General features: G+C 72.7%; 25 protein-coding genes. 13 read left to right on the plus strand and 12 right to left on the minus strand.

All coding sequences use genetic code 11. The features are described 5' to 3' along the window. The first annotated feature begins 70 nt into the window (after positions 1–70). Positions 71–1,348, plus strand: a complete 1,278-nt coding sequence (locus ACFYXK_RS17710) for a thymidine phosphorylase (protein WP_389411920.1) — start codon at positions 71–73, stop codon at positions 1,346–1,348. A gap of 111 nt (positions 1,349–1,459) precedes the next feature. Beyond that, positions 1,460–1,786 (plus strand): STAS domain-containing protein, encoded by a 327-nt coding sequence (locus ACFYXK_RS17715; protein ID WP_389412111.1) that lies wholly within the window; start codon positions 1,460–1,462, stop codon positions 1,784–1,786. Here ACFYXK_RS17715 and ACFYXK_RS17720 read toward each other — a convergent pair. The 3 genes from ACFYXK_RS17720 to ACFYXK_RS17730 form a co-directional block, all read right to left on the minus strand. Then, positions 1,673–2,704: a sigma-70 family RNA polymerase sigma factor gene (locus tag ACFYXK_RS17720; protein WP_389411921.1), complete on the minus strand. Its 1,032-nt coding sequence runs from the start codon at positions 2,702–2,704 to the stop codon at positions 1,673–1,675. The genes ACFYXK_RS17715 and ACFYXK_RS17720 overlap by 114 nt on opposite strands. 76 nt (positions 2,705–2,780) lie before the next feature. Then, positions 2,781–3,476 (minus strand): L,D-transpeptidase family protein, encoded by a 696-nt coding sequence (locus ACFYXK_RS17725; RefSeq protein ID WP_389412112.1) that lies wholly within the window; start codon positions 3,474–3,476, stop codon positions 2,781–2,783. A 165-nt stretch (positions 3,477–3,641) separates the two neighbouring features. After that, complete coding sequence (locus tag ACFYXK_RS17730; RefSeq protein ID WP_389411922.1) at positions 3,642–4,925, minus strand: MFS transporter; 1,284 nt, start codon at positions 4,923–4,925, stop codon at positions 3,642–3,644. A 99-nt stretch (positions 4,926–5,024) separates the two neighbouring features. Here ACFYXK_RS17730 and ACFYXK_RS17735 point away from each other — a divergent pair, with 99 nt between their 5' ends. Then, complete coding sequence (locus ACFYXK_RS17735; RefSeq protein WP_389411923.1) at positions 5,025–6,023, plus strand: LysR family transcriptional regulator; 999 nt, start codon at positions 5,025–5,027, stop codon at positions 6,021–6,023. Here the strand turns inward: ACFYXK_RS17735 and ACFYXK_RS17740 are convergent. After that, positions 5,966–7,006 carry a LuxR C-terminal-related transcriptional regulator gene (locus ACFYXK_RS17740; RefSeq protein WP_389411924.1) on the minus strand — a complete coding sequence of 347 codons (1,041 nt, stop codon included), beginning with the start codon at positions 7,004–7,006 and terminating at the stop codon, positions 5,966–5,968. The two genes, ACFYXK_RS17735 and ACFYXK_RS17740, sit on opposite strands and share 58 nt — an antisense overlap. A gap of 136 nt (positions 7,007–7,142) precedes the next feature. On the opposite strand from ACFYXK_RS17740, the gene ACFYXK_RS17745 reads away from it, so the two are divergent. The 3 genes from ACFYXK_RS17745 to ACFYXK_RS17755 are packed head-to-tail and all read left to right on the plus strand — an operon-like array spanning position 7,143 to position 9,332. Next, positions 7,143–7,568 carry a hypothetical protein gene (locus ACFYXK_RS17745; RefSeq protein ID WP_389411925.1) on the plus strand — a complete coding sequence of 142 codons (426 nt, stop codon included), beginning with the start codon at positions 7,143–7,145 and terminating at the stop codon, positions 7,566–7,568. Then, entirely contained in the window at positions 7,556–7,891 is a 336-nt protein-coding gene (locus ACFYXK_RS17750) for a hypothetical protein (RefSeq protein WP_389411926.1), read from the plus strand. Before ACFYXK_RS17745 ends, ACFYXK_RS17750 begins: the two co-directional genes overlap by 13 nt. After that, positions 7,872–9,332 carry a CehA/McbA family metallohydrolase gene (locus tag ACFYXK_RS17755; RefSeq protein WP_389411927.1) on the plus strand — a complete coding sequence of 487 codons (1,461 nt, stop codon included), beginning with the start codon at positions 7,872–7,874 and terminating at the stop codon, positions 9,330–9,332. The genes ACFYXK_RS17750 and ACFYXK_RS17755 overlap by 20 nt, the downstream gene beginning before the upstream one ends. Before the next feature lie 5 nt (positions 9,333–9,337). Here the strand turns inward: ACFYXK_RS17755 and ACFYXK_RS17760 are convergent, their stop codons facing one another. After that, positions 9,338–9,709: a cupin domain-containing protein gene (locus ACFYXK_RS17760; protein WP_389411928.1), complete on the minus strand. Its 372-nt coding sequence runs from the start codon at positions 9,707–9,709 to the stop codon at positions 9,338–9,340. 78 nt (positions 9,710–9,787) lie between these two features. Beyond that, positions 9,788–10,519, minus strand: a complete 732-nt coding sequence (locus tag ACFYXK_RS17765) for an alpha/beta hydrolase (protein WP_383505421.1) — start codon at positions 10,517–10,519, stop codon at positions 9,788–9,790. A 113-nt stretch (positions 10,520–10,632) separates the two neighbouring features. Between ACFYXK_RS17765 and ACFYXK_RS17770 the strand changes: the two genes are divergently transcribed. The 3 genes from ACFYXK_RS17770 to ACFYXK_RS17780 all read left to right on the plus strand — a co-directional run bounded on the left by ACFYXK_RS17770 (position 10,633) and on the right by ACFYXK_RS17780 (position 13,136). Then, positions 10,633–11,781, plus strand: coding sequence for an adenosine deaminase (locus ACFYXK_RS17770; RefSeq protein ID WP_327361836.1), 1,149 nt, complete (start codon positions 10,633–10,635; stop codon positions 11,779–11,781). Between the two features lie 140 nt (positions 11,782–11,921). Beyond that, positions 11,922–12,194: a hypothetical protein gene (locus tag ACFYXK_RS17775; protein ID WP_389411929.1), complete on the plus strand. Its 273-nt coding sequence runs from the start codon at positions 11,922–11,924 to the stop codon at positions 12,192–12,194. Between the two features lie 165 nt (positions 12,195–12,359). Further along, on the plus strand, positions 12,360–13,136 hold the full coding sequence (locus tag ACFYXK_RS17780; protein ID WP_389411930.1) for a hypothetical protein: 777 nt from the start codon (positions 12,360–12,362) through the stop codon (positions 13,134–13,136). Between the two features lie 15 nt (positions 13,137–13,151). Here ACFYXK_RS17780 and ACFYXK_RS17785 read toward each other — a convergent pair whose 3' ends face one another. Then, entirely contained in the window at positions 13,152–13,352 is a 201-nt protein-coding gene (locus ACFYXK_RS17785; protein ID WP_383505412.1) for a PspC domain-containing protein, read from the minus strand. 66 nt (positions 13,353–13,418) lie between these two features. After that, the gene (locus tag ACFYXK_RS17790) at positions 13,419–14,000 is read right to left on the minus strand and encodes a VanZ family protein (RefSeq protein ID WP_389411931.1); all 582 of its coding nucleotides are present in this window, start codon (positions 13,998–14,000) and stop codon (positions 13,419–13,421) included. 176 nt (positions 14,001–14,176) lie between these two features. Here ACFYXK_RS17790 and ACFYXK_RS17795 point away from each other — a divergent pair, with 176 nt between their 5' ends. Further along, positions 14,177–14,314 carry a hypothetical protein gene (locus ACFYXK_RS17795; RefSeq protein ID WP_389411932.1) on the plus strand — a complete coding sequence of 46 codons (138 nt, stop codon included), beginning with the start codon at positions 14,177–14,179 and terminating at the stop codon, positions 14,312–14,314. Between the two features lie 8 nt (positions 14,315–14,322). Here ACFYXK_RS17795 and ACFYXK_RS17800 read toward each other — a convergent pair whose 3' ends face one another. The 3 genes from ACFYXK_RS17800 to ACFYXK_RS17810 all read right to left on the minus strand — a co-directional run bounded on the left by ACFYXK_RS17800 (position 14,323) and on the right by ACFYXK_RS17810 (position 16,702). Beyond that, entirely contained in the window at positions 14,323–14,964 is a 642-nt protein-coding gene (locus tag ACFYXK_RS17800; protein ID WP_389411933.1) for a PH domain-containing protein, read from the minus strand. A 25-nt stretch (positions 14,965–14,989) separates the two neighbouring features. Next, positions 14,990–15,625, minus strand: coding sequence for a class F sortase (locus tag ACFYXK_RS17805; RefSeq protein ID WP_389411934.1), 636 nt, complete (start codon positions 15,623–15,625; stop codon positions 14,990–14,992). Positions 15,626–15,718: 93 nt separating this feature from the next. Next, complete coding sequence (locus tag ACFYXK_RS17810) at positions 15,719–16,702, minus strand: hypothetical protein (RefSeq protein ID WP_389411935.1); 984 nt, start codon at positions 16,700–16,702, stop codon at positions 15,719–15,721. A 307-nt stretch (positions 16,703–17,009) separates the two neighbouring features. On the opposite strand from ACFYXK_RS17810, the gene deoC reads away from it, so the two are divergent. From deoC to ACFYXK_RS17825, 3 genes are read left to right on the plus strand one after another with little or no spacing between them, the layout of a single operon-like run. Further along, positions 17,010–17,972 (plus strand): deoxyribose-phosphate aldolase, encoded by a 963-nt coding sequence (deoC, locus tag ACFYXK_RS17815; protein WP_389411936.1) that lies wholly within the window; start codon positions 17,010–17,012, stop codon positions 17,970–17,972. A gap of 5 nt (positions 17,973–17,977) precedes the next feature. After that, a complete protein-coding gene (locus ACFYXK_RS17820) occupies positions 17,978–19,414 on the plus strand; it encodes an aldehyde dehydrogenase family protein (RefSeq protein ID WP_389411937.1) in 1,437 nt (478 codons plus the stop codon). Then, positions 19,407–20,300: an aldehyde dehydrogenase family protein gene (locus ACFYXK_RS17825; RefSeq protein ID WP_389411938.1), complete on the plus strand. Its 894-nt coding sequence runs from the start codon at positions 19,407–19,409 to the stop codon at positions 20,298–20,300. The genes ACFYXK_RS17820 and ACFYXK_RS17825 overlap by 8 nt, the downstream gene beginning before the upstream one ends. A gap of 75 nt (positions 20,301–20,375) precedes the next feature. Here ACFYXK_RS17825 and ACFYXK_RS17830 read toward each other — a convergent pair whose 3' ends face one another. Beyond that, positions 20,376–20,720, minus strand: a complete 345-nt coding sequence (locus ACFYXK_RS17830; RefSeq protein WP_389411939.1) for a hypothetical protein — start codon at positions 20,718–20,720, stop codon at positions 20,376–20,378. Positions 20,721–20,725: the final 5 nt, after the last annotated feature.

A 20,725-nucleotide genomic window follows, 5' to 3' on the forward strand; every position in this document is an offset into this window, starting at 1 on the left:
CCGGGCGAAGGGCCGTCTCCCTTCCGTCTTTCTTTCCCCTCATCTCTATGCGCGTAGAAGGAAGCACCACATGGACGTCATCTCCGTCATCCGCACCAAGCGGGACCGCGGCGAGCTGAGCCCCGAGCAGATCGACTGGGTCATCGACGCGTACACGCGCGGTGTCGTCGCCGACGAGCAGATGTCGGCGCTGGCGATGGCCATCCTGCTGAACGGCATGAACCGGGCCGAGATCAAGCGCTGGACCGCCGCGATGATCGCGTCGGGCGAGCGGATGAACTTCGACTCCCTGTCCCGCCCGACCGCCGACAAGCACTCCACGGGCGGCGTCGGCGACAAGATCACCCTCCCGCTGGCCCCGCTCGTCGCCGCGTGCGGCGCGGCCGTGCCGCAGCTGTCGGGCCGCGGCCTCGGCCACACCGGCGGCACCCTGGACAAGCTCGAGTCGATCCCCGGCTGGCGCGCGCTGCTGTCCAACGAGGAGATGATGCACGTCCTCGACACCACCGGCGCGGTCATCTGCGCGGCGGGCGACGGCCTGGCCCCGGCCGACAAGAAGCTGTACGCCCTGCGCGACGTGACGGGCACCGTCGAGGCCATCCCGCTGATCGCCTCCTCGATCATGTCGAAGAAGATCGCCGAGGGCACCGGTTCGCTCGTCCTCGACGTGAAGGTCGGCACCGGCGCGTTCATGAAGAACATCGAGGACGCGCGCGAGCTCGCCTCGACGATGGTCGCCCTCGGTACGGACAGCGGCGTCAAGACGATCGCCCTGCTCACCGACATGTCCACCCCGCTCGGCCTGACGGCCGGCAACGCGCTGGAGATCCGCGAGTCGGTCGAGGTCCTGGCCGGCGGCGGCCCCTCCGACGTCGTCGAGCTGACCCTGGCGCTGGCCCGCGAGATGCTGGACGCGGCGGGCATCAAGGACGCCGACCCGGCCAAGGCACTGGCCGACGGTTCCGCGATGGACGTCTGGCGCCGGATGATCGCGGCCCAGGGCGGCGACCCGGACGCGGCCCTCCCGGTGGCCCGCGAGCAGCACGTGGTCACCGCCCCCGAGTCGGGCGTCCTGACCCGTCTGGACGCGTACGGCGTCGGTGTCGGCGCCTGGCGCCTGGGCGCCGGCCGCGCGCGCAAGGAGGACCCGGTGCAGGCGGGCGCGGGCATCGAGCTCCACGCCAAGCCGGGCGACACCGTGGTGGCCGGCCAGCCGCTGATGACCCTGCACACGGACACCCCGGAGAAGTTCGACTACGCCCTGGCCTCGCTGGAGGGCACGTACGACATCGCCCCGGCCGGCACGGCGTTCTCCGCCACGCCGATCGTCCTGGACCGCATCGCCTGACCTGCGGCCCCCCCAGCGCGTCGGCGCGGCTCCCCGTCCGGAGCCGCGCCGACGTCTTTGTGCGCACCGATGAGTTCGGGCGGGCCCGGCAGTCACCCCTGCGTGGAGATCATGCGACTCGTGCTGCCCGGGCCCCGGCCGACCGCGCGGGACGTGGACGGGCTGTGCGCCCGCCTCGTCCGGCTGTACGAGGGCGGGGCCACCGCGGTGGTGTGCGACGCCGGCGCCGTCACCGCTGCGGACCTGGGCGCCGTCGAAGCGCTGGCACGGCTGCGGCTCGCCGCGCGGGGGCGGCCGTTCCGGGTGAGCGGCGCCCGGCCCGGGCTACGCGCCCTGCTGGACCTCGTCGGACTCCGCGAGCTGCTCGGGGAGGCCGAAGAGGGGGAACCAGCGGTCGGTGTCCAGGAAGGCGTTGAGCCCGGCGATCCTGCCGTCTGAGATCTCCAGGACCTGCAGCGCCCACGGCACGTGCCCCGGCTCGCCGTCCTCCCGGGGCCGGTACTGGCCGAAGGCCGGCAGGCCGTTCGCCGTGGTCGGGACCAGGCGGGAGCCCTTGCAGCCGATGCCCTGGTTCAGATGCCACGCCGCGATGTCCGCCGGCCCCTGCAGCCACAGGTCGAACGGCGGCATCGACAGCACCGCGTCCTCGTGCAGCAAGGTGGTCAGCCGGGAGATGTCGTACGCCTCGAAGGCCGAGAGGTACTGCTCCAGCAGCTTCACCTGCTCCGCGTCCAGCGGATCCGCCGCCTCGCTCTCGCGCATGCGCGTGGCGGACATCGTGGCCCGGGCCCGCTGGAGGGCGCTGTTCACCGAGGCCACCGTGGTCTCCAGCAGCGCCGCGACCTCGTCCGCCTTCCACGCCAGCACCTCGCGCAGGATCAGCACCGCCCGCTGCTTCGCCGGAAGGTGCTGCAGGGCCGCCACGAACGCGAGGCGTACGGACTCCTTCGCCAGCGCCATCTCCGCCGGATCGGCGGTCTGCGGCAGCACCCGGCCGTCCGGCACCGGCTCCAGCCACGTCGCCTCGGGCGACCGGCTCAGCACCGCGGACGCCTGGTGCTGCGGGGCGCTGAGGTCCATCGGGCGGGCCCGCTTGTTCCCCGCGCTCAGCAGGTCCAGACAGACGTTGGTGGCGATCCGGTACAGCCACGAGCGCAGCGAGGACCGGCCCTCGAACTTCCCGAAGCTGCGCCAGGCGCGGACGTAGGTGTCCTGCACCGCGTCCTCGGCGTCGAACGAGGAGCCGAGCATGCGGTAGCAGTAGCCGGTGAGCTCGACCCGGTAACGGTCCATCGCCGCGTCCAGGTCGGAGTCGATGCCGGTTTCGGTTCCGGTTCCGGTCGCGAGGTCACTCATGGCTGTCTTCCCCCAGTCGGTCCGATACCTCGAAAGCTACCCGAGGGGTCTGACAACGGCAGCCGGAAAGCCCCGGCTAGGTACCGGGCTTGCGGCCGTACACGTACACGTCGTCGCCCTTGACCAGCAGGTTCCAGTACGCCTTCGCGTCCGCGGGCCGCATGTTCACGCAGCCGCCGGACCCCGGCGGGTTCCACATGCTCTTCTCGACGGAGTGGAAGGCGATCCCGTTGTCGAAGAACTGCGCGTACGGCATCGCCACGTCGTAGATCGTCGACCAGTGGTCGATGCTGCGGTAGTAGATCCGCTTCAGGCCGGTCCGGGTCTCGGTGCCGTCCTTCCCGGTGCGGACCGGCACCGGGCCGTACGCCAGCCTGGCGCCGTCCTGGACCCAGCTGAGCTGGCGGGTCAGGTCGACGCAGGCGATCCGGCCCAGGTCCACCGGGCACTTCCCGTCCTTGTTCGGCGTCGTGCCCGCCGCCCGCTGCGCCAGCATGGTGCTCATCGTCTGCCAGGTCAGCGGCCCGGCGTACCCCGCGGTCGGGGTGATGCCGTGCCGGGCCTGGAACGCCTTGACCGCCTGGCAGTCGGCCGCGGACTGCCACCCGTCGACCGGCCGGCCCAGGAACTGCTCCACCTGCCGCTGGTACGGCCCCGTGGTCACGTTGCACGAGCCGGCGGCCTGCGCCGCCCCGCCCCCGCCGACCACCAGCGGGGTCGCGAGCACGACCGCCCCGCAGACCACCGCCGCCGCACGCCGCACCGTACGCATCCGTCCCGTACGCATCCGCATGGATTTCACGCCGGACTCCCTCCCACCTCCTCATGCCTGCCCGGCGGGGAGGGGCAACGCGCCGGAGCCCGGGGCGGCTTGCGCCTCCGGGCTCCGTAATTCCGCTCGTACCGATGTCGTACGGGCGATCCGCCCGCGGCCGTATCAGCGTGCGGCCGCCAGCGAGCCGTGACGCCGCTCGGCGCGCGCCGCGTGCGAGCCGTACAGGGTGATCGACACGACGCCGAGCACGGCCAGCAGCGCGATGCCCACCGTCGCCGCCCAGCCCGCCGAGTGGTAGGCGAGCGCGCCGAGCGTGCCGCCCGCGCTGGAGCCCAGGTAGTAGGCCGACTGGTACAGCGCCGAGGCCTGCGCGCGGCCCGAGGTGGCGGTCCGGCTCACCGCGGCGGACGCCACCGCGTGGCCCGCGAAGAAGCCGGCCGTGATCAGGACCAGGCCGACCAGGATCGCGGCGAGCGAGTCCGCCAGGGACAGCAGCAGGCCCAGCGCGGTCGTGGTCACCGCCAGGTACAGCGCGCCGCGCCGCCCCGTACGGGCCACCAGCTGCCCGGCGGCGGCCGAGGAGACCGTACCGACCAGGTAGATCAGGAAGATCGAGCCGATCACGCCCTGCCCGAGGGAGAACGGCTCGTCGACCAGCCGGTAGCCGATGACGGTGTACACGGCGCCGAAGACGGTCATGAACAGCGCGCCGATCCCGTACAGGCGCATCAGCAGCGGATCGCGCAGATGACCGGCGACGGTTCGGCCGACCGCGCGCGGGTTCAGCGAGGCCGGGCGGAAGAACCGGGCCCGGGGGAGCAGCACCAGGAAGGCCGCCGCGCAGGCGAGGGACATCAGGCCGACGGCCAGCAGCCCGCCCCGCCAGCCCCACGCCTGGGCCGCCCATCCGGTGACGAGACGGCCGCTCATGCCGCCGATGGAATTGCCCGCCACGAACAGGCCGATCGCACCCACCAGCGCCTTCGGCTTGACCTCCTCCGCCAGGTACGCCATCGCGGAGGCCGGGATGCCGGCGATCGCCGCACCCTGGACGGCGCGCAGGACCACCAGCCACTCCAGGTTCGGCGCGAACGGTACGAGGAGGCCGACGCCGACGGCGACCAGCATGGAGACCGTCATCATCCGGGTCCGCCCGAAGCGCTCGGAGAGCGCGCTGAGCGGCAGGACGAACAGGGCGAGGGCGCCGGTGGCCGCGGACACGGTCCAGCTGGCCTGACCCGCCGTCACGCCGAACCCGTCGGAGATCGCGGGCAGCAGCGCCTGGGTGGAGTAGAGGAGGGCGAACGTCGCGAGTCCGGCGGCGAAGAGCGCGAGGCTCATGCGGCGGTAGCCGGGGCGGCCGGGGGAGCGGGGTTCCGGTGCGGCAGGGGACGACGGGGTGGAGGCACCCGTGGTGACGGGTGCCCCGGTATGAACGGGAGGCATGCAACGACCGTAGCCCCGTCCTGTTTCATGCGTCCAATGCACAGAATCGCGATAATCAATCCACTGGTGCATGACCGCAGCTCAGAGGGGTGCCTGTAAATGAACCGTTACGAAGAAGACATCGCGGTGACAGGTTTGCTGGCCCCGCGCCTGGCGTACTTCGCCGCCGTCGCGCGCCACGAGCACGTCACCCGCACCGCGCACGAGCTGGGTGTCCCGCAGTCCACCCTGTCCCGGGCCATGGTCCGGCTCGAACAGGACCTCGGCGTCACGCTGTTCGCCCGCAAGGGCCGCACCGTCGCACTCACCACGGCCGGCCGGACCTTCCTCGCCTCGGCCGAGCGGGCCCTCGCCGAGATCGCCCGCGCCGCCGAGTCGGTGCAGCAGGACGCCGATCCGGCCTTCGGCAAGGTGGCGTTCGGGTTCCTGCACACCCTCGGCCCCGAGACGGTACCCGGCCTGATCCGCGCCTTCCGCGCCGACCACCCGCGCGTGCGCTTCTCCCTGGTGCAGAACTACGGCGAGGCCATGCTCGAGAAGCTGCGGGCCGGCGAGCTCGACCTCTGCCTGACCTCACCGCTGCCCGACGCCCCCGACCTGGTCGCCCGCCGCCTGGACGTGCAGCGGCTGCGCCTGGTGGTCCCCGACGACCACCGCCTGGCCACCCGCAAGCGCATCCGCCTCGCCGAGGCCGCCGAGGAAACCTTCGTCACCCTGGAGCCCGGCTACGGCATGCGCCGCATCACCGACGACCTGTGCGCCGAGGCCGGGTTCACCCCGCGCGTGGCCTTCGAGGGCGAGGAGGCAGAGACCCTGCGCGGCCTCGTCGCGGCAGGCCTCGGCGTGGCCCTGCTCCCGCCGCCGGCCGTGGCCCGCCCCGGCGTGGTCGAGCTGACGGTGACCGCCCCGCGCGCGGTCCGCGAGATCGGCGTCGCCTGGCTCGACGGCCACCCCGACACCCCGCCGGTCGCCGAGTTCAAGCGGTTCCTGCTGTCCCGCCGCGGCCGGCTGATCCCCGAGCTGCACGGCTGGCACCCCGGTCAGGACGGGGCTTCGCTCCCCGAGGCGGCGGGAGCCACCGCCGAGGAGAGCAAGTAGCCCGCCTGGAAACGGGACTTGGCGCCCGCCGCGCGCATGATCTCCGCGATGTGGCGCTGGCAGGTCCGCTCCGACATGCCCAGCCGGCGCGCGATCACCTTGTCCTCCAGACCCTCCGACAGCAGCCGCACGATCGTCTGCCGCAGCTCGTCCGAGAGCGAGCGGGCCGCGTCCGGGCTCACCGTCGTGGGGAACGGCTCCGCCTCCACCCAGCACCGCTCGAACGCCGAGGTCATGAAGTGCACGACCGCCGGCTCCCGCACCACCAGCGCCGCCCCGCTGCGGTCCGGCACCGCCATCAGCCCCGTGTGCCCGTCGAACACCAGCATCCGCATCAGGGCGTCGCCCAGCGTCCGCACCTGCGCGCCCAGCGCCGTCACCCGCTCCACGTAGGCCGCCGTGGGCCGCGAGTAGCGCGCCGTGTGCTGGTAGATCGTGCGCATCCGCACCCCGCGCGCCAGCAGCGACTCGTCCCGCCCGATCGCCTCCTCCAGCGTCTCCACCGGCCGGCCCCCGCCCGGCTGCGAGGTCAGCAGCTCCCGCTCGCACCCCGCGACCAGCTCCGCGATCAGCCCGCGCACCGCCCCCAGGTCGGTGACCAGCTCCAGCTTCGCCCGCCCCGACCCGTTCCGCTCGAGGTGCGCCGCACCCGCCTCGTACGCCGGGACCAGCGCCTCCAGCCGCCCGCGCAGCCGGTCCATCTCGTCGTGGGTCTCCCGTACGAGCAGGGCCAGCGGGGCCAGCGCCCGGGCCGCCGCCGCCCGCGGCGCCACGGCGCTCCACCGCTCCGGACCGTCGCCGGAAGCCCGCTGGAGCAGGTGCGCGGCGGCCAGCTCGGTGATCGCCGTGGCCGCCCGCGCCCCGAGGGCCTCGGTGGCCTCGGACTCGGCGAACGAATGCCGCTCCACGGCGTACGCGTACAGCCGCCGTGCGGCGCGGCTCAGGTCACCCCCGTGCGGCTGGTCGGCTTCGTCGGCTGGCATGTGCGTATTCGTCCCGGATTGTGGATGTTTATAAACCCCTCGTGTTCCCGCAAGGCGGCAAGACGACCCCCGAACGGGCGCCTTGCGCATATGCCGAACCGGCACAGTGGTCACACCGGGTGAAGGGGGAAACGCGGTGACGGGGGAGCGGGAGCGGGTTCGCAGGACCGGGCGGGGGCCCAAGGCGGTTCTGCTGAGCCCGCGACCCGCCGTGGTGGCCGCCGCCCGACGGGCCGGCGCGCACACCGTGGTGGTCGCGCCGGATCGGCCGGTGCCCTCCGACCGTGAGGGGGCGGAGCGGCGGGTACGGGCGGACCGGCGCGACCACCGCCGCCTGATCGCCGCCGTCGGCCGGCTCGACGCGGTCCGGCACGGGCGCGCCCGCGTCTTCGGCTTCGACCAGGCCGGAGCGCTCGCCGCCGCCCGTGCCAACGAGGCCCTCGGCCTGCCCGGCACCCCCGCGGCGGCCGTCACCGCCCTCATGGACAAGGCCGCCCTGCGCGCCCGCTCCAACACCCTGCACGCCGCGCGGGCTCTCTGGGCGAGGGCGTGCGCTTGTTAGCCGGGCCGGCCGATGCGCAGGCCGCCGTCCGCGCGTACCCCGAGGTCACCGACCTCCTCGTCGAGGAGTACCTCGAAGGCACCGAACTCGCCGTCGCGGCCCTCTCCCGCGCAGGCCGCCACCGCATCCTCGGCTGGACCCGCCGGATCCCGGGGCCGGGAGCGGCCGCCACCACCGCCATCGCCGCCCCGACGGCGCGCTCCCTGGCCCGCGTCCTGGACCGGGCCGCGGCCCTGCTCGGACGGCCGGTACCCCTCACCCCGGATTCACACGGGATTCACGTACCGCCGCCACCGTGGAGGCATGGCCCTGACCCGACGTGAAGTTCTGGCGACCGGTGCGTCCGGCGCCGCCGCAGCCGCCGCCCCGCACCTGTCCGCGCCCTCGCCGGACACCCGGATCCTGACCGGCACGATCCCCCCGGGCGCCCCGGACTTCGTCGAAGTGCCCCTCGACGTGCCGCGCGGCGTAAGCGAGTTAAGGGTGGCTTACACGTACGGGAAGCCGCCCGTACCGCCCGGCACCCCCGGAAACGCCCTCGACATAGGCATCTTCGACCAGCACGGCACCGCCCTCGGCGGCCGCGGCTTCCGCGGCTGGTCCGGCGGCGCCCGCAGCGAGTTCTTCCTGCGCGCCGACGAGGCGACCCCCGGCTACGTGCCCGGCCCGGTCGGGGCCGGCCGCTGGCACATACTGCTCGGCCCGTACACCGTGGCCCCGCAGGGGCTCCCGTACGAGATCACCGTGCGCTTCACCTTCGGGGACCCGGGCCGCACCCCCCGACCCGTCTACCCGCCCCAGCGGGCCCGGGGCCGCGGCCGGGCCTGGTACCGGGGCGACTGCCACATCCACTCGGTCCACTCCGACGGGCGCCGCACCCCGGCCGAGATCGCCGGCCTCGCCCGGGCCGCCGGCCTGGACTTCATCAACTCCTCGGAGCACAACACCCACACCGCGCACGCCGCTTGGGCCGACGCGCTCTCGCCCGACCTGCTGATCCTGACCGGCGAGGAGATCACCACCCGCACCGGCCACGTCCTGGCGGTCGGCACCGACCCGGGGACCTTCGTCGACTGGCGCTACCGGGCGCGCGAGGGCCGCTTCGGCCGGTTCGCCCGTGCCATACGGGGCGCGGGCGGGCTGGTCGTGCCCGCCCACCCGCACGCCACCTGCATCGGCTGCGCCTGGAAGTTCGGCTTCGGCGAGGCCGACGCGGTCGAGGTCTGGAACGGCCCGTGGACCCCGGACGACGAGGTCTCCCTGGCCTCCTGGGACGCCGCCCTGCGCGGCGCCGACGGCGAGCGGTGGCTGCCGGCCATGGCGAGCAGTGACCACCACCGCGACCCGGACCGCATCGGCGGCCCGCAGACCGTGGTCCTCGCCGAGGACCTGACCCGGGACGCCGTCCTCGCCGGGATACGGGCCGGCCGGTCCTACGCGGCGGAATCCGCGCAGGTCACGGTGGGCTTCGAGGCCGTCGGAGGGCGCGGGGAGCATGCCGGCATCGGGGAGTGCCTGCGGGTGGCCCCGGACGCGGACGTGCTGATCCGGCTCACGGTCACGGGCGCCCCGGGCTGCGAACTCAGGCTGATCACCGATCAGGGCCCGGCCGTCACGGCCCCCGACGCCACCACCCTGGAATGGCACACCACCCCGGCCCGCTCCGCGTACGTGCGGGCCGAGGTCCGTCATCCCGCCACGGCGCCGCCCCTTCCGGGCGCCCCGGCGGCGTTCACGAACCCGGTGTGGCTGCCGGTTTCCTGACGGCGTCAGCCGGTCGCGGGCTTGGCGTAGTCGGTGTAGCCGGTCCAGTCGAGGGCGACGCAGGGCTCGTCTCCGACGACCCAGGCGTCGTGCCCGGGCGCGATCTGGATGAAGTCGCCGGGGCCGACCTCGCCCTGCTCCCCGTCGTCCATGGCGATCACCATGCGGCCGCTCACCACGTACCCGGTGTGGGCGGACCGGCAGCTGTCCGTGCCCGCGAGCGGCTTGACGTGCTGCGACCAGCGCCACCCCGGCTCGAAGACCGCCCGGCCCACCGCGCCGCCCTCGGTGTTGAACAGATCCAGCCGGCCCATGCCGCCCTCGAACGGTCGGGTCTCGTCCGGCTTGTCGAAGTTCCTGGACACCAATCCAGCCATGACCCATCGCCTCCGGGAGAGGACCACCCCGAGTCCACTCCTCACTGTACGCGCGGCGTGCCCGTCCTACAGGACGGCTCAGCCCCGCAGCGACCGGCCGAACCCGGAGGCGAGCGGCATCCGCAGTCCCAGCGGCGGCGGCGCCGCCAGCGCGTCCGTCACCGGCCGCGAGTACCGGCCCGAGAGCATCGCCCCCAGGACGAAATCCACGGACAGCGCGACGACTTCCGCCTGGTGCTCCCGCAACCGGTGCCCGTCCGAGTGCACCTCGAAGCGGCAGGTCGCCCGGTTCGCCTTCTTCGCCTGCGCCGCCAGCCGAAACGATGCTTCAGGATCGCTGTGCGCGTCGTTCGTCCCGTGCACGATCAGCACCTGCCGCCCCGACAGCTGCTTCACCGGTTCCGGGGAATCCGCCGAGACCACCTCGCCTAAGGAAGGGGCGAGCGCCACCACCGAGTTGACGGCCTCGTGGCCCGCCGCCCGCAGCGCCGCCCGGCCGCCCGCGTCGTAGCCGACGAGGCACACCGGCACGTCCCCGTACCGGCGCACCACCTCGTCCGCCGCCCAACGGGCGTCGTCCTCCCGGCAGGCCCCCCTGCCGTGCAGGACCGTGTGCGCGACCAGCCCGTCCGCCCCGCCCGCCCGGACCAGTGCCCGCGCGAGCGGGCGCACCGGACCGGGGAACCATCTGGACGCTCCGGGGAGCAGGAGGACCGCTCCGTTGACTGTGCTTCCCGTCGGGACCGAGCCGTTCGCGCCGGCCGCCCGCCCCAGGCGGGCCCCGCGCGCCGGCGGCGCATGCTGTGCCATGGCGGAACATTCTCAGACTGACAGGTGTACGCGACCCGTCCGTACGGTCTCTGTTACGTATCGACCCCTGTCGCCGACGCGCTGCTCTACGCGCGTAGGAGTAGAGTGCCCGGATGACGAGCGAGACCCTCAACCTGCCGACCCCGGATCAGATCCGCCGCTCCCCGAAGGTGCTGCTCCACGACCACCTCGACGGTGGCCTGCGCCCCGGGACCATCATCGAGCTGGCCCGCGAGGCCGGCTACGAGAGCCTTCCCGAGACGGACGCCGACAAGCTCGGCATCTGGTTCCGCGAAGCCGCCGACTCCGGCTCCCTGCCCCGCTACCTGGAGACGTTCGCGCACACGTGCGCCGTCATGCAGACCAAGGCGGCGCTGTTCCGCGTCGCCGCCGAGTGCGCCGAGGACCTGGCCGAGGACGGCGTCGTGTACGCCGAGATCCGCTACGCCCCCGAACAGCACCTGGAAGCCGGCCTGACCCTCGAAGAGGTCGTCGAGGCCGTGAACGACGGCTTCCGCGAGGGCGAGCGCCGCGCGAAGGCGAGCGGCCACCGCATCCGCGTCGGTGCGCTGCTCACCGCGATGCGCCACGCCGCCCGCGCCCTGGAGATCGCCGAACTGGCGAACCGCTACCGCGACAACGGCGTGGTCGGCTTCGACATCGCCGGCGCCGAGGCCGGGTTCCCTCCCACCCGCCACCTCGACGCGTTCGAGTACCTCAAGCGCGAGAACAACCACTTCACCATCCACGCGGGCGAGGCCTTCGGCCTGCCGTCGATCTGGCAGGCCCTGCAGTGGTGCGGCGCCGACCGCCTGGGTCACGGCGTGAAGATCATCGATGACATCGAGGTCGCCGCCGACGGCTCCGTGAAGCTGGGCCGGCTGGCCTCGTACGTCCGGGACAAGCGCATCCCCCTCGAGATGTGCCCCACCTCGAACCTGCAGACCGCCGCGGCCGCCTCGTACGCCGAGCACCCGATCGGCCTGCTGCGCAAGCTGCACTTCCGCCTGACGGTCAACACCGACAACCGGCTGATGAGCGGCACCAGCATGAGCAGGGAGTTCGAGCACCTGGTCGACACCTTCGGCTACACGCTCGACGACATGCAGTGGTTCACCGTCAATGCGATGAAGTCCGCGTTCATTCCTTTCGATGAACGACTGGCCATGATCAATGAGGTCATCAAGCCCGGCTACGCGGAGCTGAAGTCGGAATGGCTGTTCCAGCAGACCGCTTCGACCAGCGGTTCCGTATCGGTCTAGGTCATGGCGTGACGTAAGGAAAGCGCCCGGGAGGAGCAATTCCCGGGCGCTTTCTCGTATTTACGTATGTTTGCGGCCGGGGGTTTGAAGTGACTAGTTTGCGGAGCCGCTCAATTCCCCGTCGCAAGGACTCAATCTTCATGAAGAAGTCAGCTGCCAAGACCCTCGGTGCCGCCGCCCTCGGTGCCGCCTTCGTCGCCGCCGCCGCCGGTTCCGCCTCGGCCTCCGCGATCGGCCTCTCCGACGCGCTGGGCACCGTCACCGGCGCCGCCCAGGGGCTCACGAGCCAGCAGCAGGTGAGCCCCCAGGGTGGCCAGCAGTCCAGCGACCCGGCCGCGCCCCTCAACCAGCTCACCGACGCGGTCGGCCCCACGCTCGGCGGCCTGCCCATCGGTGGCGCGCTGGGCGGCTGATCCCCGCAGGATCCGTCCGCGTCCCCGTCCGCGTCCCGTCCGCGGATCCTTCGCACGCGCACGCACGTGGCGCACGCCGGTTCGATCGGGTGTGTGCCACGTCGTGCCGTGTGCCACGATCACCACCAACTGCCCGCCGACGCACTGGGTATGAGGTCATCGGTCATGCGCTTGAACACGCGAGTCACGGTCGCAGCGGCCACCGTCGCCCTGCTCCCCGCCCTCCTCCTGGGAGCCGTGGGATGCAGCAGCAAGGACGCCCCCGCGGCCGGCAGGACCCCCGACCCGAAGGGCTCCGCCCCCGCAGGCTCCCCCGCCGCGTCCCCCGGCGGCGCCCCGAGCGGCTCGGCCGCGCCGAAGGCAGGGGCGAGCAGGCTGGAGCGCTCCGCGCTCGAACAGGGCGACCTGCCCGGCTACCAGGTCTCCGCGCAGGGCAAGAACCCGAACGCCCCCGACGGCCAGCCGCAGGCCGACCGCAAGGCCTGCCAGCCCCTGGCCGACATCATGGGCGACAAGCCCGACCCGGCAGCCCGCGAGACCGTCAACCGCGGCGTCGGCTCCCAGAAGCAGGTCGGACTCGCCGTCTCCGCCTCCGTCAGCTCCTACGCCGAGAGCGACGCCAAGGCGCTGATCGCCCGGCTGAAGGACGCGGTCGCCGCCTGCGGCACGGGCTTCTCCGCCACCGTCGAGAAGCAGAGCGGCAGCTACCGCGACGTACGGCCGGCCGAGTACAAGACGGCCGGCGACGAGAGCGTCAGCTGGACCACGACCGCCGCTGCCCAGGGCGTCTCCGCGCAGGTCCACGTGGTCGTCGTACGCCAGGGCGCCACCGTCGTGCGGCTGATGGCCCTCAACGTGGCGGCGGCCGCGGCCCAGCAGAAGGCGCAGGTCCCGCACGAGGTGGCGGACAAGCAGCTGGAGAAGGTCCGCAGCGCGGGCTGAACCGCCCCGGACGTGCTACCAGGCGGTGGAGGCGGACTTCTCGTTGGGCAGGAGCACCCACAGCGCCAGGTAGATCAGGAACTGCGGGCCCGGCAGCAGGCACGAGACGACGAATATCAGGCGCATCGTATTCGCGGAAATTCCGAAGCGGCGCGCCAGTCCGGCGCAGACGCCGCCGATCCAGCGGCCGTCACGGGGGCGGGCAATGGCGCTCATGGGTTTCTCCTCTGTGGGCTCTGCGGGCCACCAGAACGGTCGGTAATGGCGGGCTCCCGCGATACCTCAATACTCCCGCGGCACTGCGGACAGAACGTCGGTCCACGGACCGAGGCCGACCCTGGGAATTCTCGGGGTAGAGCCCTGAGAGGCGCGCTGCGCACGCTGCGAGCGCCGCAGCCGCGCACGCAGCGCCGGTACGACGGCCACGTGCGCGAGCACCACGCCGAGGCCGTTCAGCAGGACCGAGTCCACGTCGACCACCTGCCCGGGCACGGCGCTCTGGAGCATCTCGATGCTCAGCGAGACCAGCGCGCCCGCGGCGGCGGTCCGGCCCAGCGAGGACCACGCGGCCAGCGGCGAGGGCGCCAGGTTCCCGTTGACCAGCGGCAGCAGCACCCCGAGCGGGGCGAGCAGCGCCAGCCCCTCCCCGATCCGCCGGACCGCCTCGAGAGGTCCGTACGAGAGGTCCGCCCGGATCCCCTCCAGCGGGGTCAGATTGGCGGCGGCCGCCCAGGGCACGTCCAGGGGCCGCAGGGTCAGCCAGCCGACGAGGAGGAGATGAGCGACCAGCAGCCCCCCGCCCAGGAGTCGGAGCCGGAGGTGAATGGCGGTGGCGGCACTGCGGCCGACCTCATTGCGCTGCACACCTGCGAGGACGCAGCGCCCGGCGGCTGCGGTTCCGGTCGGATCCGGCGAGCAGGCGGCATATGACGATCCGATCGGATGAAACCCCGGCGGGTCGGCGAGGACCCCGCCCCGGGCAGCGCTGCGGCCCCGCACAGTGGGCGCGGCCCACCGGTGGCAGCCGAAGGAGAACAGCCATGACCGCACGACGCAGCCCCGTACGACGCACAGCGGCGAACAACGGCGTGCGCCGGCCGCTGCACACGATCGTGGCCGGGTTCTGCGGCCGCGCACTGGCCGCGGCCCTCGCCGGCCTCGGCGTCCCCCGCGCTTAGGCGTTCCGTCAGCGGGTGGCGAGGAGGACGATCAGGAACACCGCGCCCGCGACGGCGGGCGCGATGACCTCGTACGACCAGCGCACGCGCACGCTGCCCTGGGCGCCGGCCCGCGAGGCGCCGCGCTCGGCCAGCTCCCGCAGCTCGTCCACCACCTGGTCCGCGTGGGCCCGCTGCGGTTCGACGGCGGCGGCCGCGTCGCCGCCCTCGGGCGAGCCGAGTCCCTTGCCCGTGAGCCCGCCGCGGCGGGAGAGCTGCTGCCGGTTCGCCTTCTTCCGCTCGCGCAGCGAGACCGGGACGGACCACAGCTGGTACTTCGACCCCTCGGCCAGCACCTCCGCCGAGTACCCGGCCCGTACCGCGTCCACGGCCGCCCAGGGCAGTTCGATGATCCGGAACGGGTTCCTCACGCGCATCCGGTTGTCGTTGGCGAAGACCGCCGGGCGGATGGTGAAGGCCACCGTCAGCGGTACGGCCAGCAGGGCGATCGCCGTGGCGAACCACCGGGCGTTCCCCGATCCCCGCACGATGGCGTCCCCGCACAGCCACGCGATGAGCGCGAGCAGCAGAACGCCGGTGACCACGGCCATCGGGGAACGGTAGACCCGGTCGTCGTACACCGGTTCGTCAGTGGGCTGCTGGCTGCTCATGCGCCCGATTCTGCCTCAAGCCGTCTCAGCCCACGAGATCGGCGTACACGATGATGTTGTCGGGGCGGTGGCCGTCGGTGATCTCGCCGCCGCAGGTGATCAGCCGCAGCTCGGGGCGGGCGGTGTTCCCGTACACCTTGGCGGTCGGGAAGCTCTTCTTGTCGACCTGTTCCAGCTCGCGCACCCGGAAGACGGCGGTGCTGCCGTCCGCCCGGGAGACGGTGATCTCGTCACCGGTGCGGATCTTCGAGACGTTGCGCAGGACGGCCGGACCGCGCGCGGTGTCGAAGTGCCCGATCAGCACGGCCGGGCCGGTCTCGCCCGGGGTGACGGCCTTGGTGTACCAGCCGATCCGGTCCCCGTCCGCCACGGAGGGCACCTCGACGGTGCCGTCGGCGGCCAGGCCCAGTGCCAGCAGCGGGCCCGCGTCCACCCCGGCCGCCGGGATGCGCACCCGTACGGGCTTCGAGGCGGGCAGCGGGGCGACGGGCGCGGCCGTCGTCGGGGCGGACGCCGCAGCAGCGGGCGCGGGCGCGGTGGCCGCGGCGATGTGCGGCGGGGGCGTGGGCGCGGCCGGTGCACCGCCGCAGCCGGTCAGGGCGGCGAGGGCGAGCGGGCCGAGGAGGGCGGCGGCGAGCAGGGGGCGGACGCGGCGGGTCATGGGGTGCTCCGGGAAACGGGCCCGGCGGGCCACCGTGGAGGTGGCCCGCCGGAAGGAGGAACGGGGAGGGACCTGAAGGGTCGGGGATGCCGCTCAGCCGCAGTTGCGGGCGCGGCGGGAGCGGGCCATCAGGGCCACGCCGAGCCCGGCCAGGATCGCGACGAGACCGGCGCCGGCGGCCACCGTGGTGCTGTTGTCGGTGTCCTCGGCGGCGATCTCCGCGCCGGCGGCCACCGCGCCCTGCGGGACGACCACGGTCTGCGCGCCCGTCTGCGGCTTCACGTCCGCGGCCGGCTTGACCGTGACCTTGGCGGTCGGCTCGGGCTTCGGCGCGGGCCCCGCGGCTGCCTGGTCCTCGGTGACCTTGTAGTTCGGCTTGCAGCCCTTGGGCAGCGCCGGGAAGGAGGTCCGGCCGAGCGGGGTGCCGCCACCCTGGGTCTTCCACTCGAAGACGGGCTTGGCGCCACTCGGGTCCACGATGCGGGCGACGATGCCGTCCGACTCCGGCAGCGCCGGGAAGCCGCGGTCGAGGATCCGCCAAGCGGTGTCCTTGCCGGAGGCCCACAACTCGGCCTTCGGGCCGTCGGGGGACATGGACAGCTTGGCGTTCATCGCGCCGCCGATGTTCTGCGTCTTCTCGGCCGAGCAGACCTGGCCAGCCTTGCCCTCGGGCAGCGGGTAGGACTTGGCGACGCCCTTCGTGGTGACGACGAGCACCGGGGCGGTCGTCTCCGCCTTGGTGAGCTCGAAGGACGCCCCGTACGCCTCCGCGGTGGTCTGCCCGCGGGTGACCAGGCCCACGACGCGGAGCATGTAGCTGTCGCCCGGCTTCCACTGGTCGCCGACGTAGCGGATCCAGGCCTCCGGGCCCTCGGCCTGGTTGCGCAGCACCGCGACCATCCCGTTGCCGACGTAGACGGCCCGGCCCTCGTAGCGGCTGCTGTCGTCCGAGGACACAGCCGCCTGAGTCGACGGCACCGGCTGCGGGGCGGGCGCGGCGAGTGCCGTCGCGGCCGGCGCGAGCAGGGCGCCGGCGAGGGCGGCGGTGACGATCGAGGTGCGGAGGGCGGTGCGCATAACGACTCCTGGAAGCTGTGTTGCGGGAAGGTGGGAGAGCCGCATGCCCCTTTTCTCTACGGGTTTCCTGCCGAAGCTTTGATCCGGTGAGGTCTGGCGGGCTGCTGAAGAGAAATTTACGGATCTTGTTCGACCGGACGATCGGGTTCCCGTCTTCGCCGTGTAACAGCAAAAGTGGAGGTCAGCGGTCCGCAGACGCGGACCCTGCCCGACCCCTGCCGCGCCCGGATGTGGCCAAGCCCGCACAGATGTGCGGCCGCGGGGGGTGACAGGCCGCTACGCGCGTAGATATGCTCATCTTGTGACCATGCCCACCACCCTCACCGCATTCGCTGACGTGACGACGTCCGACAGCGCGCTGCGCCGCTTCCTGCACGGGCTGCCCGGCGTAGACGCCGTCGGCCTGGAGGCCCGCGCGGCCGCGCTCGGTACCCGTTCGATCAAGACCACGGCCAAGGCCTACGCCATTGACCTGGCCATTTCGATGATCGACCTGACCACGCTTGAGGGTGCGGACACCCCGGGCAAGGTCCGAGCGCTCTCCGCCAAGGCCGTCAACCCCGACCCGACCGACCGCACGACTCCCATGACCGCCGCGGTCTGCGTCTACCCCGACATGGTGGCCACCGCGAAGGCCGCCCTGAACGGCGCCGACGTCAAGGTGGCCTCCGTCGCGACGGCCTTCCCGGCCGGCCGCGCCGCGCTGCCCGTCAAGCTCGCGGACACCCGTGACGCCGTCGCCGCCGGCGCCGACGAGATCGACATGGTCATCGACCGTGGCGCCTTCCTCGCCGGCCGCTACCTGGAGACGTACGAGCTGATCAAGGCCGTCAAGGAGGCGTGCGTACGCCCCGACGGCAGCGCCGCCCGTCTCAAGGTCATCTTCGAGACCGGCGAGCTGTCGACGTACGACAACATCCGCCGGGCCTCCTGGATCGGCATGCTCGCGGGCGCCGACTTCATCAAGACCTCCACCGGCAAGGTCGGCGTCAACGCCACCCCCGCGAACACGCTGCTGATGCTCGAGGCCGTCCGCGACTTCAAGGCGCAGACTGGAATCCAGATCGGCGTGAAGCCGGCCGGCGGCATCCGGACCACCAAGGACGCCATCAAGTTCCTGGTCCTGGTCAACGAGACCGTGGGCGAGGACTGGCTGACCAACCACTGGTTCCGCTTCGGCGCCTCCAGCCTGCTCAACGACCTGTTGATGCAGCGCCAGAAGCTGAGCACCGGCCGTTACTCCGGTCCCGACTACGTGACGGTGGACTGATCACCATGGCATCTGCATTCGAGTACGCACCGGCTCCCGAGTCCCGCTCGGTCGTCGACATCGCCCCCTCGTACGGGCTCTTCATCGACGGTGAGTTCACCGACGCCGCCGACGGCAAGGTCTTCAAGACCGTCTCGCCGTCGTCCGAGGAGGTCCTCTCCGAGGTCGCCCAGGCCGGCGCCGCCGACGTCGACCGCGCCGTCAAGGCCGCCCGCAAGGCGTTCGCGACCTGGTCCGCGCTGCCCGGCTCCGAGCGCGCCAAGTACCTCTTCCGCATCGCCCGGATCATCCAGGAGCGCAGCCGCGAGCTGGCCGTCCTGGAGACCCTGGACAACGGCAAGCCGATCAAGGAGACCCGCGACGCGGACCTCCCGCTCGTCGCCGCGCACTTCTTCTACTACGCGGGCTGGGCCGACAAGCTCGACCACGCCGGCTACGGGCCGAACCCGCGCCCGCTGGGCGTCGCCGGCCAGGTCATCCCGTGGAACTTCCCGCTGCTGATGCTGGCGTGGAAGATCGCCCCGGCGCTCGCCGCCGGCAACACCGTCGTCCTCAAGCCCGCCGAGACGACCCCGCTCTCGGCGCTGTTCTTCGCGGACATCTGCCGCCAGGCGGGCCTGCCCAAGGGCGTCGTCAACATCCTCACGGGTTACGGCGACGCGGGCGCGGCCCTCGTCGAGCACCCGGACGTCAACAAGGTCGCCTTCACCGGCTCGACCGCGGTCGGCAAGGCCATCGCCCGCCAGATCGCCGGTACGGACAAGAAGGTCACCCTGGAGCTGGGCGGCAAGGGCGCCAACATCGTCTTCGACGACGCCCCCATCGACCAGGCCGTCGAGGGCATCGTCAACGGCATCTTCTTCAACCAGGGCCAGGTCTGCTGCGCGGGCTCGCGCCTGCTGGTCCAGGAGTCGATCCACGACGAGCTGCTGGACTCCCTCAAGCGCCGCCTCTCCACGCTGCGCCTGGGCGACCCGCTCGACAAGAACACCGACATCGGCGCGATCAACTCCGCCGAGCAGCTGGCCCGGATCACCGCACTCGCGGAGACCGGCGAGGCCGAGGGCGCCGAGCGCTGGTCCCCGGCGTGCGAGCTGCCGTCCTCCGGCTACTGGTTCGCCCCGACGCTCTTCACGAACGTCACCCAGGCGCACACCGTCGCCCGCGACGAGATCTTCGGCCCGGTGCTGTCCGTGCTGACCTTCCGCACGCCGGACGAGGCCGTCGCCAAGGCCAACAACAGCCAGTACGGCCTGTCCGCCGGCATCTGGACGGAGAAGGGCTCGCGCATCCTCGCGGTCGCGAACAAGCTCCGCGCGGGCGTCGTCTGGGCCAACACGTTCAACAAGTTCGACCCGACCTCGCCCTTCGGCGGCTACAAGGAGTCGGGCTTCGGCCGCGAGGGCGGCCGCCACGGCCTGGAGGGCTACCTCGATGTCTGAGTCGACCCGTCTGAACGTCTTCAAGACCTACAAGCTGTACGTCGGGGGCAAGTTCCCCCGCTCCGAGAGCGGCCGGGTGTACGAAGTGACGGACTCCAAGGGCAAGTGGCTGGCCAACGCCCCGCTGTCCTCCCGCAAGGACGCGCGTGACGCGGTCGTCGCGGCCCGCAAGGCCTTCGGCGGCTGGTCGGGCGCGACCGCGTACAACCGCGGCCAGATCCTCTACCGCATCGCCGAGATGCTGGAGGGCCGCCGGGAGCAGTTCGTCCGCGAGGTCGGCGAGGCCGAGGGCCTGTCCAAGTCGAAGGCGGCCGCAGTCGTCGACGCGGCCATCGACCGCTGGGTCTGGTACGCGGGCTGGACCGACAAGATCGGCCAGATCGTGGGCGGGGCCAACCCGGTCGCGGGCCCGTTCTTCAACCTCTCCACCCCGGAGCCGACCGGTGTCGTCACGGTCGTGGCCCCGCAGGACTCGTCCTTCCTGGGCCTGGTCTGCGTGATCGCCCCGGTGATCGCGACGGGCAACACGGCGGTCGTGATCGCGAGCGAGAAGGCGCCGCTTCCGGCCCTCTCCCTGGGCGAGGTGCTGGCCACCTCCGACCTGCCGGGCGGCGTCGTCAACATCCTGTCCGGCAAGGCCGGCGAGATGGGCCCGCACCTGGCGTCCCACCAGGACGTCAACGCGATCGACCTGGCGGGTGCCGACACGGCGCTGGCCAAGGAGCTGGAGATCGCGGCGGCGGACAACCTCAAGCGCGTCCTTCGTCCACAGCCTGTGGACGACTGGAGCGCCGACCCGGGCACGTCGCGCATGACGGCGTTCCTGGAGACGAAGACGGTCTGGCACCCCACGGGTTCGCTGGGCTCGGGCGGATCCTCGTACTGAGGCAACCCCCACCGGAGCCGGCCCCGGCAGCGTCCCCCGCGCTGCCGGGGCCTCTTCGTGCCCGGCGCCTGCGGCTTACTTAGGCAGCAGCGGCCCGAGCAGCGAGGACGCGGCCGCCTCGGGCAGCTCGCCGATGGACGGCCCCTGCGTCAGGATCCCCGTGACCATCGTGGTGCCGACCGCCGGGAAGTCGGCGACCTTGGTGGCCACGCCGTTGTCGAGCGGGTCCACGCCGGTGTGCGCGAGGGGGTTCACCTTGAGGTTCGAGATGGGGTCGGCGACCCCGGCGAGGGCCGCCGGGACCGAGAGTTCACCGGCCTGGGCGCCGCCGGCGGCCATCGCCAGGGCCGCACCGGCCATGGAGAGCGTGAGGCCTGCGGAGCGCAGCGTGGAGCTGCTCGGGGCTGCGTGACGTGCCATGGGGA

Origin of the sequence: Streptomyces sp. NPDC002209 (assembly GCF_042890265.1) — a bacterium.
Taxonomy (GTDB): domain Bacteria; phylum Actinomycetota; class Actinomycetes; order Streptomycetales; family Streptomycetaceae; genus Streptomyces.

Excerpts from the sequence above, each read along its gene's own strand:
- ACFYXK_RS17710 (WP_389411920.1), top strand. The coding sequence starts at position 71 with ATGGACGTCATCTCCGTCATCCGCACCAAGCGGGACCGCGGCGAGCTG.
- ACFYXK_RS17765 (WP_383505421.1), bottom strand. The coding sequence starts at position 10,519 with ATGGCACAGCATGCGCCGCCGGCGCGCGGGGCCCGCCTGGGGCGGGCG.
- ACFYXK_RS17755 (WP_389411927.1), top strand. The coding sequence starts at position 7,872 with ATGGCCCTGACCCGACGTGAAGTTCTGGCGACCGGTGCGTCCGGCGCC.
- ACFYXK_RS17805 (WP_389411934.1), bottom strand. The coding sequence starts at position 15,625 with ATGACCCGCCGCGTCCGCCCCCTGCTCGCCGCCGCCCTCCTCGGCCCG.
- ACFYXK_RS17770 (WP_327361836.1), top strand. The coding sequence starts at position 10,633 with ATGACGAGCGAGACCCTCAACCTGCCGACCCCGGATCAGATCCGCCGC.
- ACFYXK_RS17715 (WP_389412111.1), top strand. The coding sequence starts at position 1,460 with ATGCGACTCGTGCTGCCCGGGCCCCGGCCGACCGCGCGGGACGTGGAC.
- ACFYXK_RS17760 (WP_389411928.1), bottom strand. The coding sequence starts at position 9,709 with ATGGCTGGATTGGTGTCCAGGAACTTCGACAAGCCGGACGAGACCCGA.
- ACFYXK_RS17725 (WP_389412112.1), bottom strand. The coding sequence starts at position 3,476 with ATGCGTACGGTGCGGCGTGCGGCGGCGGTGGTCTGCGGGGCGGTCGTG.
- ACFYXK_RS17775 (WP_389411929.1), top strand. The coding sequence starts at position 11,922 with ATGAAGAAGTCAGCTGCCAAGACCCTCGGTGCCGCCGCCCTCGGTGCC.
- ACFYXK_RS17730 (WP_389411922.1), bottom strand. The coding sequence starts at position 4,925 with ATGCCTCCCGTTCATACCGGGGCACCCGTCACCACGGGTGCCTCCACC.
- ACFYXK_RS17740 (WP_389411924.1), bottom strand. The coding sequence starts at position 7,006 with ATGCCAGCCGACGAAGCCGACCAGCCGCACGGGGGTGACCTGAGCCGC.
- deoC (WP_389411936.1), top strand. The coding sequence starts at position 17,010 with ATGCCCACCACCCTCACCGCATTCGCTGACGTGACGACGTCCGACAGC.
- ACFYXK_RS17830 (WP_389411939.1), bottom strand. The coding sequence starts at position 20,720 with ATGGCACGTCACGCAGCCCCGAGCAGCTCCACGCTGCGCTCCGCAGGC.
- ACFYXK_RS17785 (WP_383505412.1), bottom strand. The coding sequence starts at position 13,352 with ATGAGCGCCATTGCCCGCCCCCGTGACGGCCGCTGGATCGGCGGCGTC.
- ACFYXK_RS17780 (WP_389411930.1), top strand. The coding sequence starts at position 12,360 with ATGCGCTTGAACACGCGAGTCACGGTCGCAGCGGCCACCGTCGCCCTG.
- ACFYXK_RS17720 (WP_389411921.1), bottom strand. The coding sequence starts at position 2,704 with ATGAGTGACCTCGCGACCGGAACCGGAACCGAAACCGGCATCGACTCC.
- ACFYXK_RS17800 (WP_389411933.1), bottom strand. The coding sequence starts at position 14,964 with ATGAGCAGCCAGCAGCCCACTGACGAACCGGTGTACGACGACCGGGTC.
- ACFYXK_RS17820 (WP_389411937.1), top strand. The coding sequence starts at position 17,978 with ATGGCATCTGCATTCGAGTACGCACCGGCTCCCGAGTCCCGCTCGGTC.
- ACFYXK_RS17825 (WP_389411938.1), top strand. The coding sequence starts at position 19,407 with ATGTCTGAGTCGACCCGTCTGAACGTCTTCAAGACCTACAAGCTGTAC.
- ACFYXK_RS17735 (WP_389411923.1), top strand. The coding sequence starts at position 5,025 with ATGAACCGTTACGAAGAAGACATCGCGGTGACAGGTTTGCTGGCCCCG.
- ACFYXK_RS17810 (WP_389411935.1), bottom strand. The coding sequence starts at position 16,702 with ATGCGCACCGCCCTCCGCACCTCGATCGTCACCGCCGCCCTCGCCGGC.
- ACFYXK_RS17795 (WP_389411932.1), top strand. The coding sequence starts at position 14,177 with ATGACCGCACGACGCAGCCCCGTACGACGCACAGCGGCGAACAACGGC.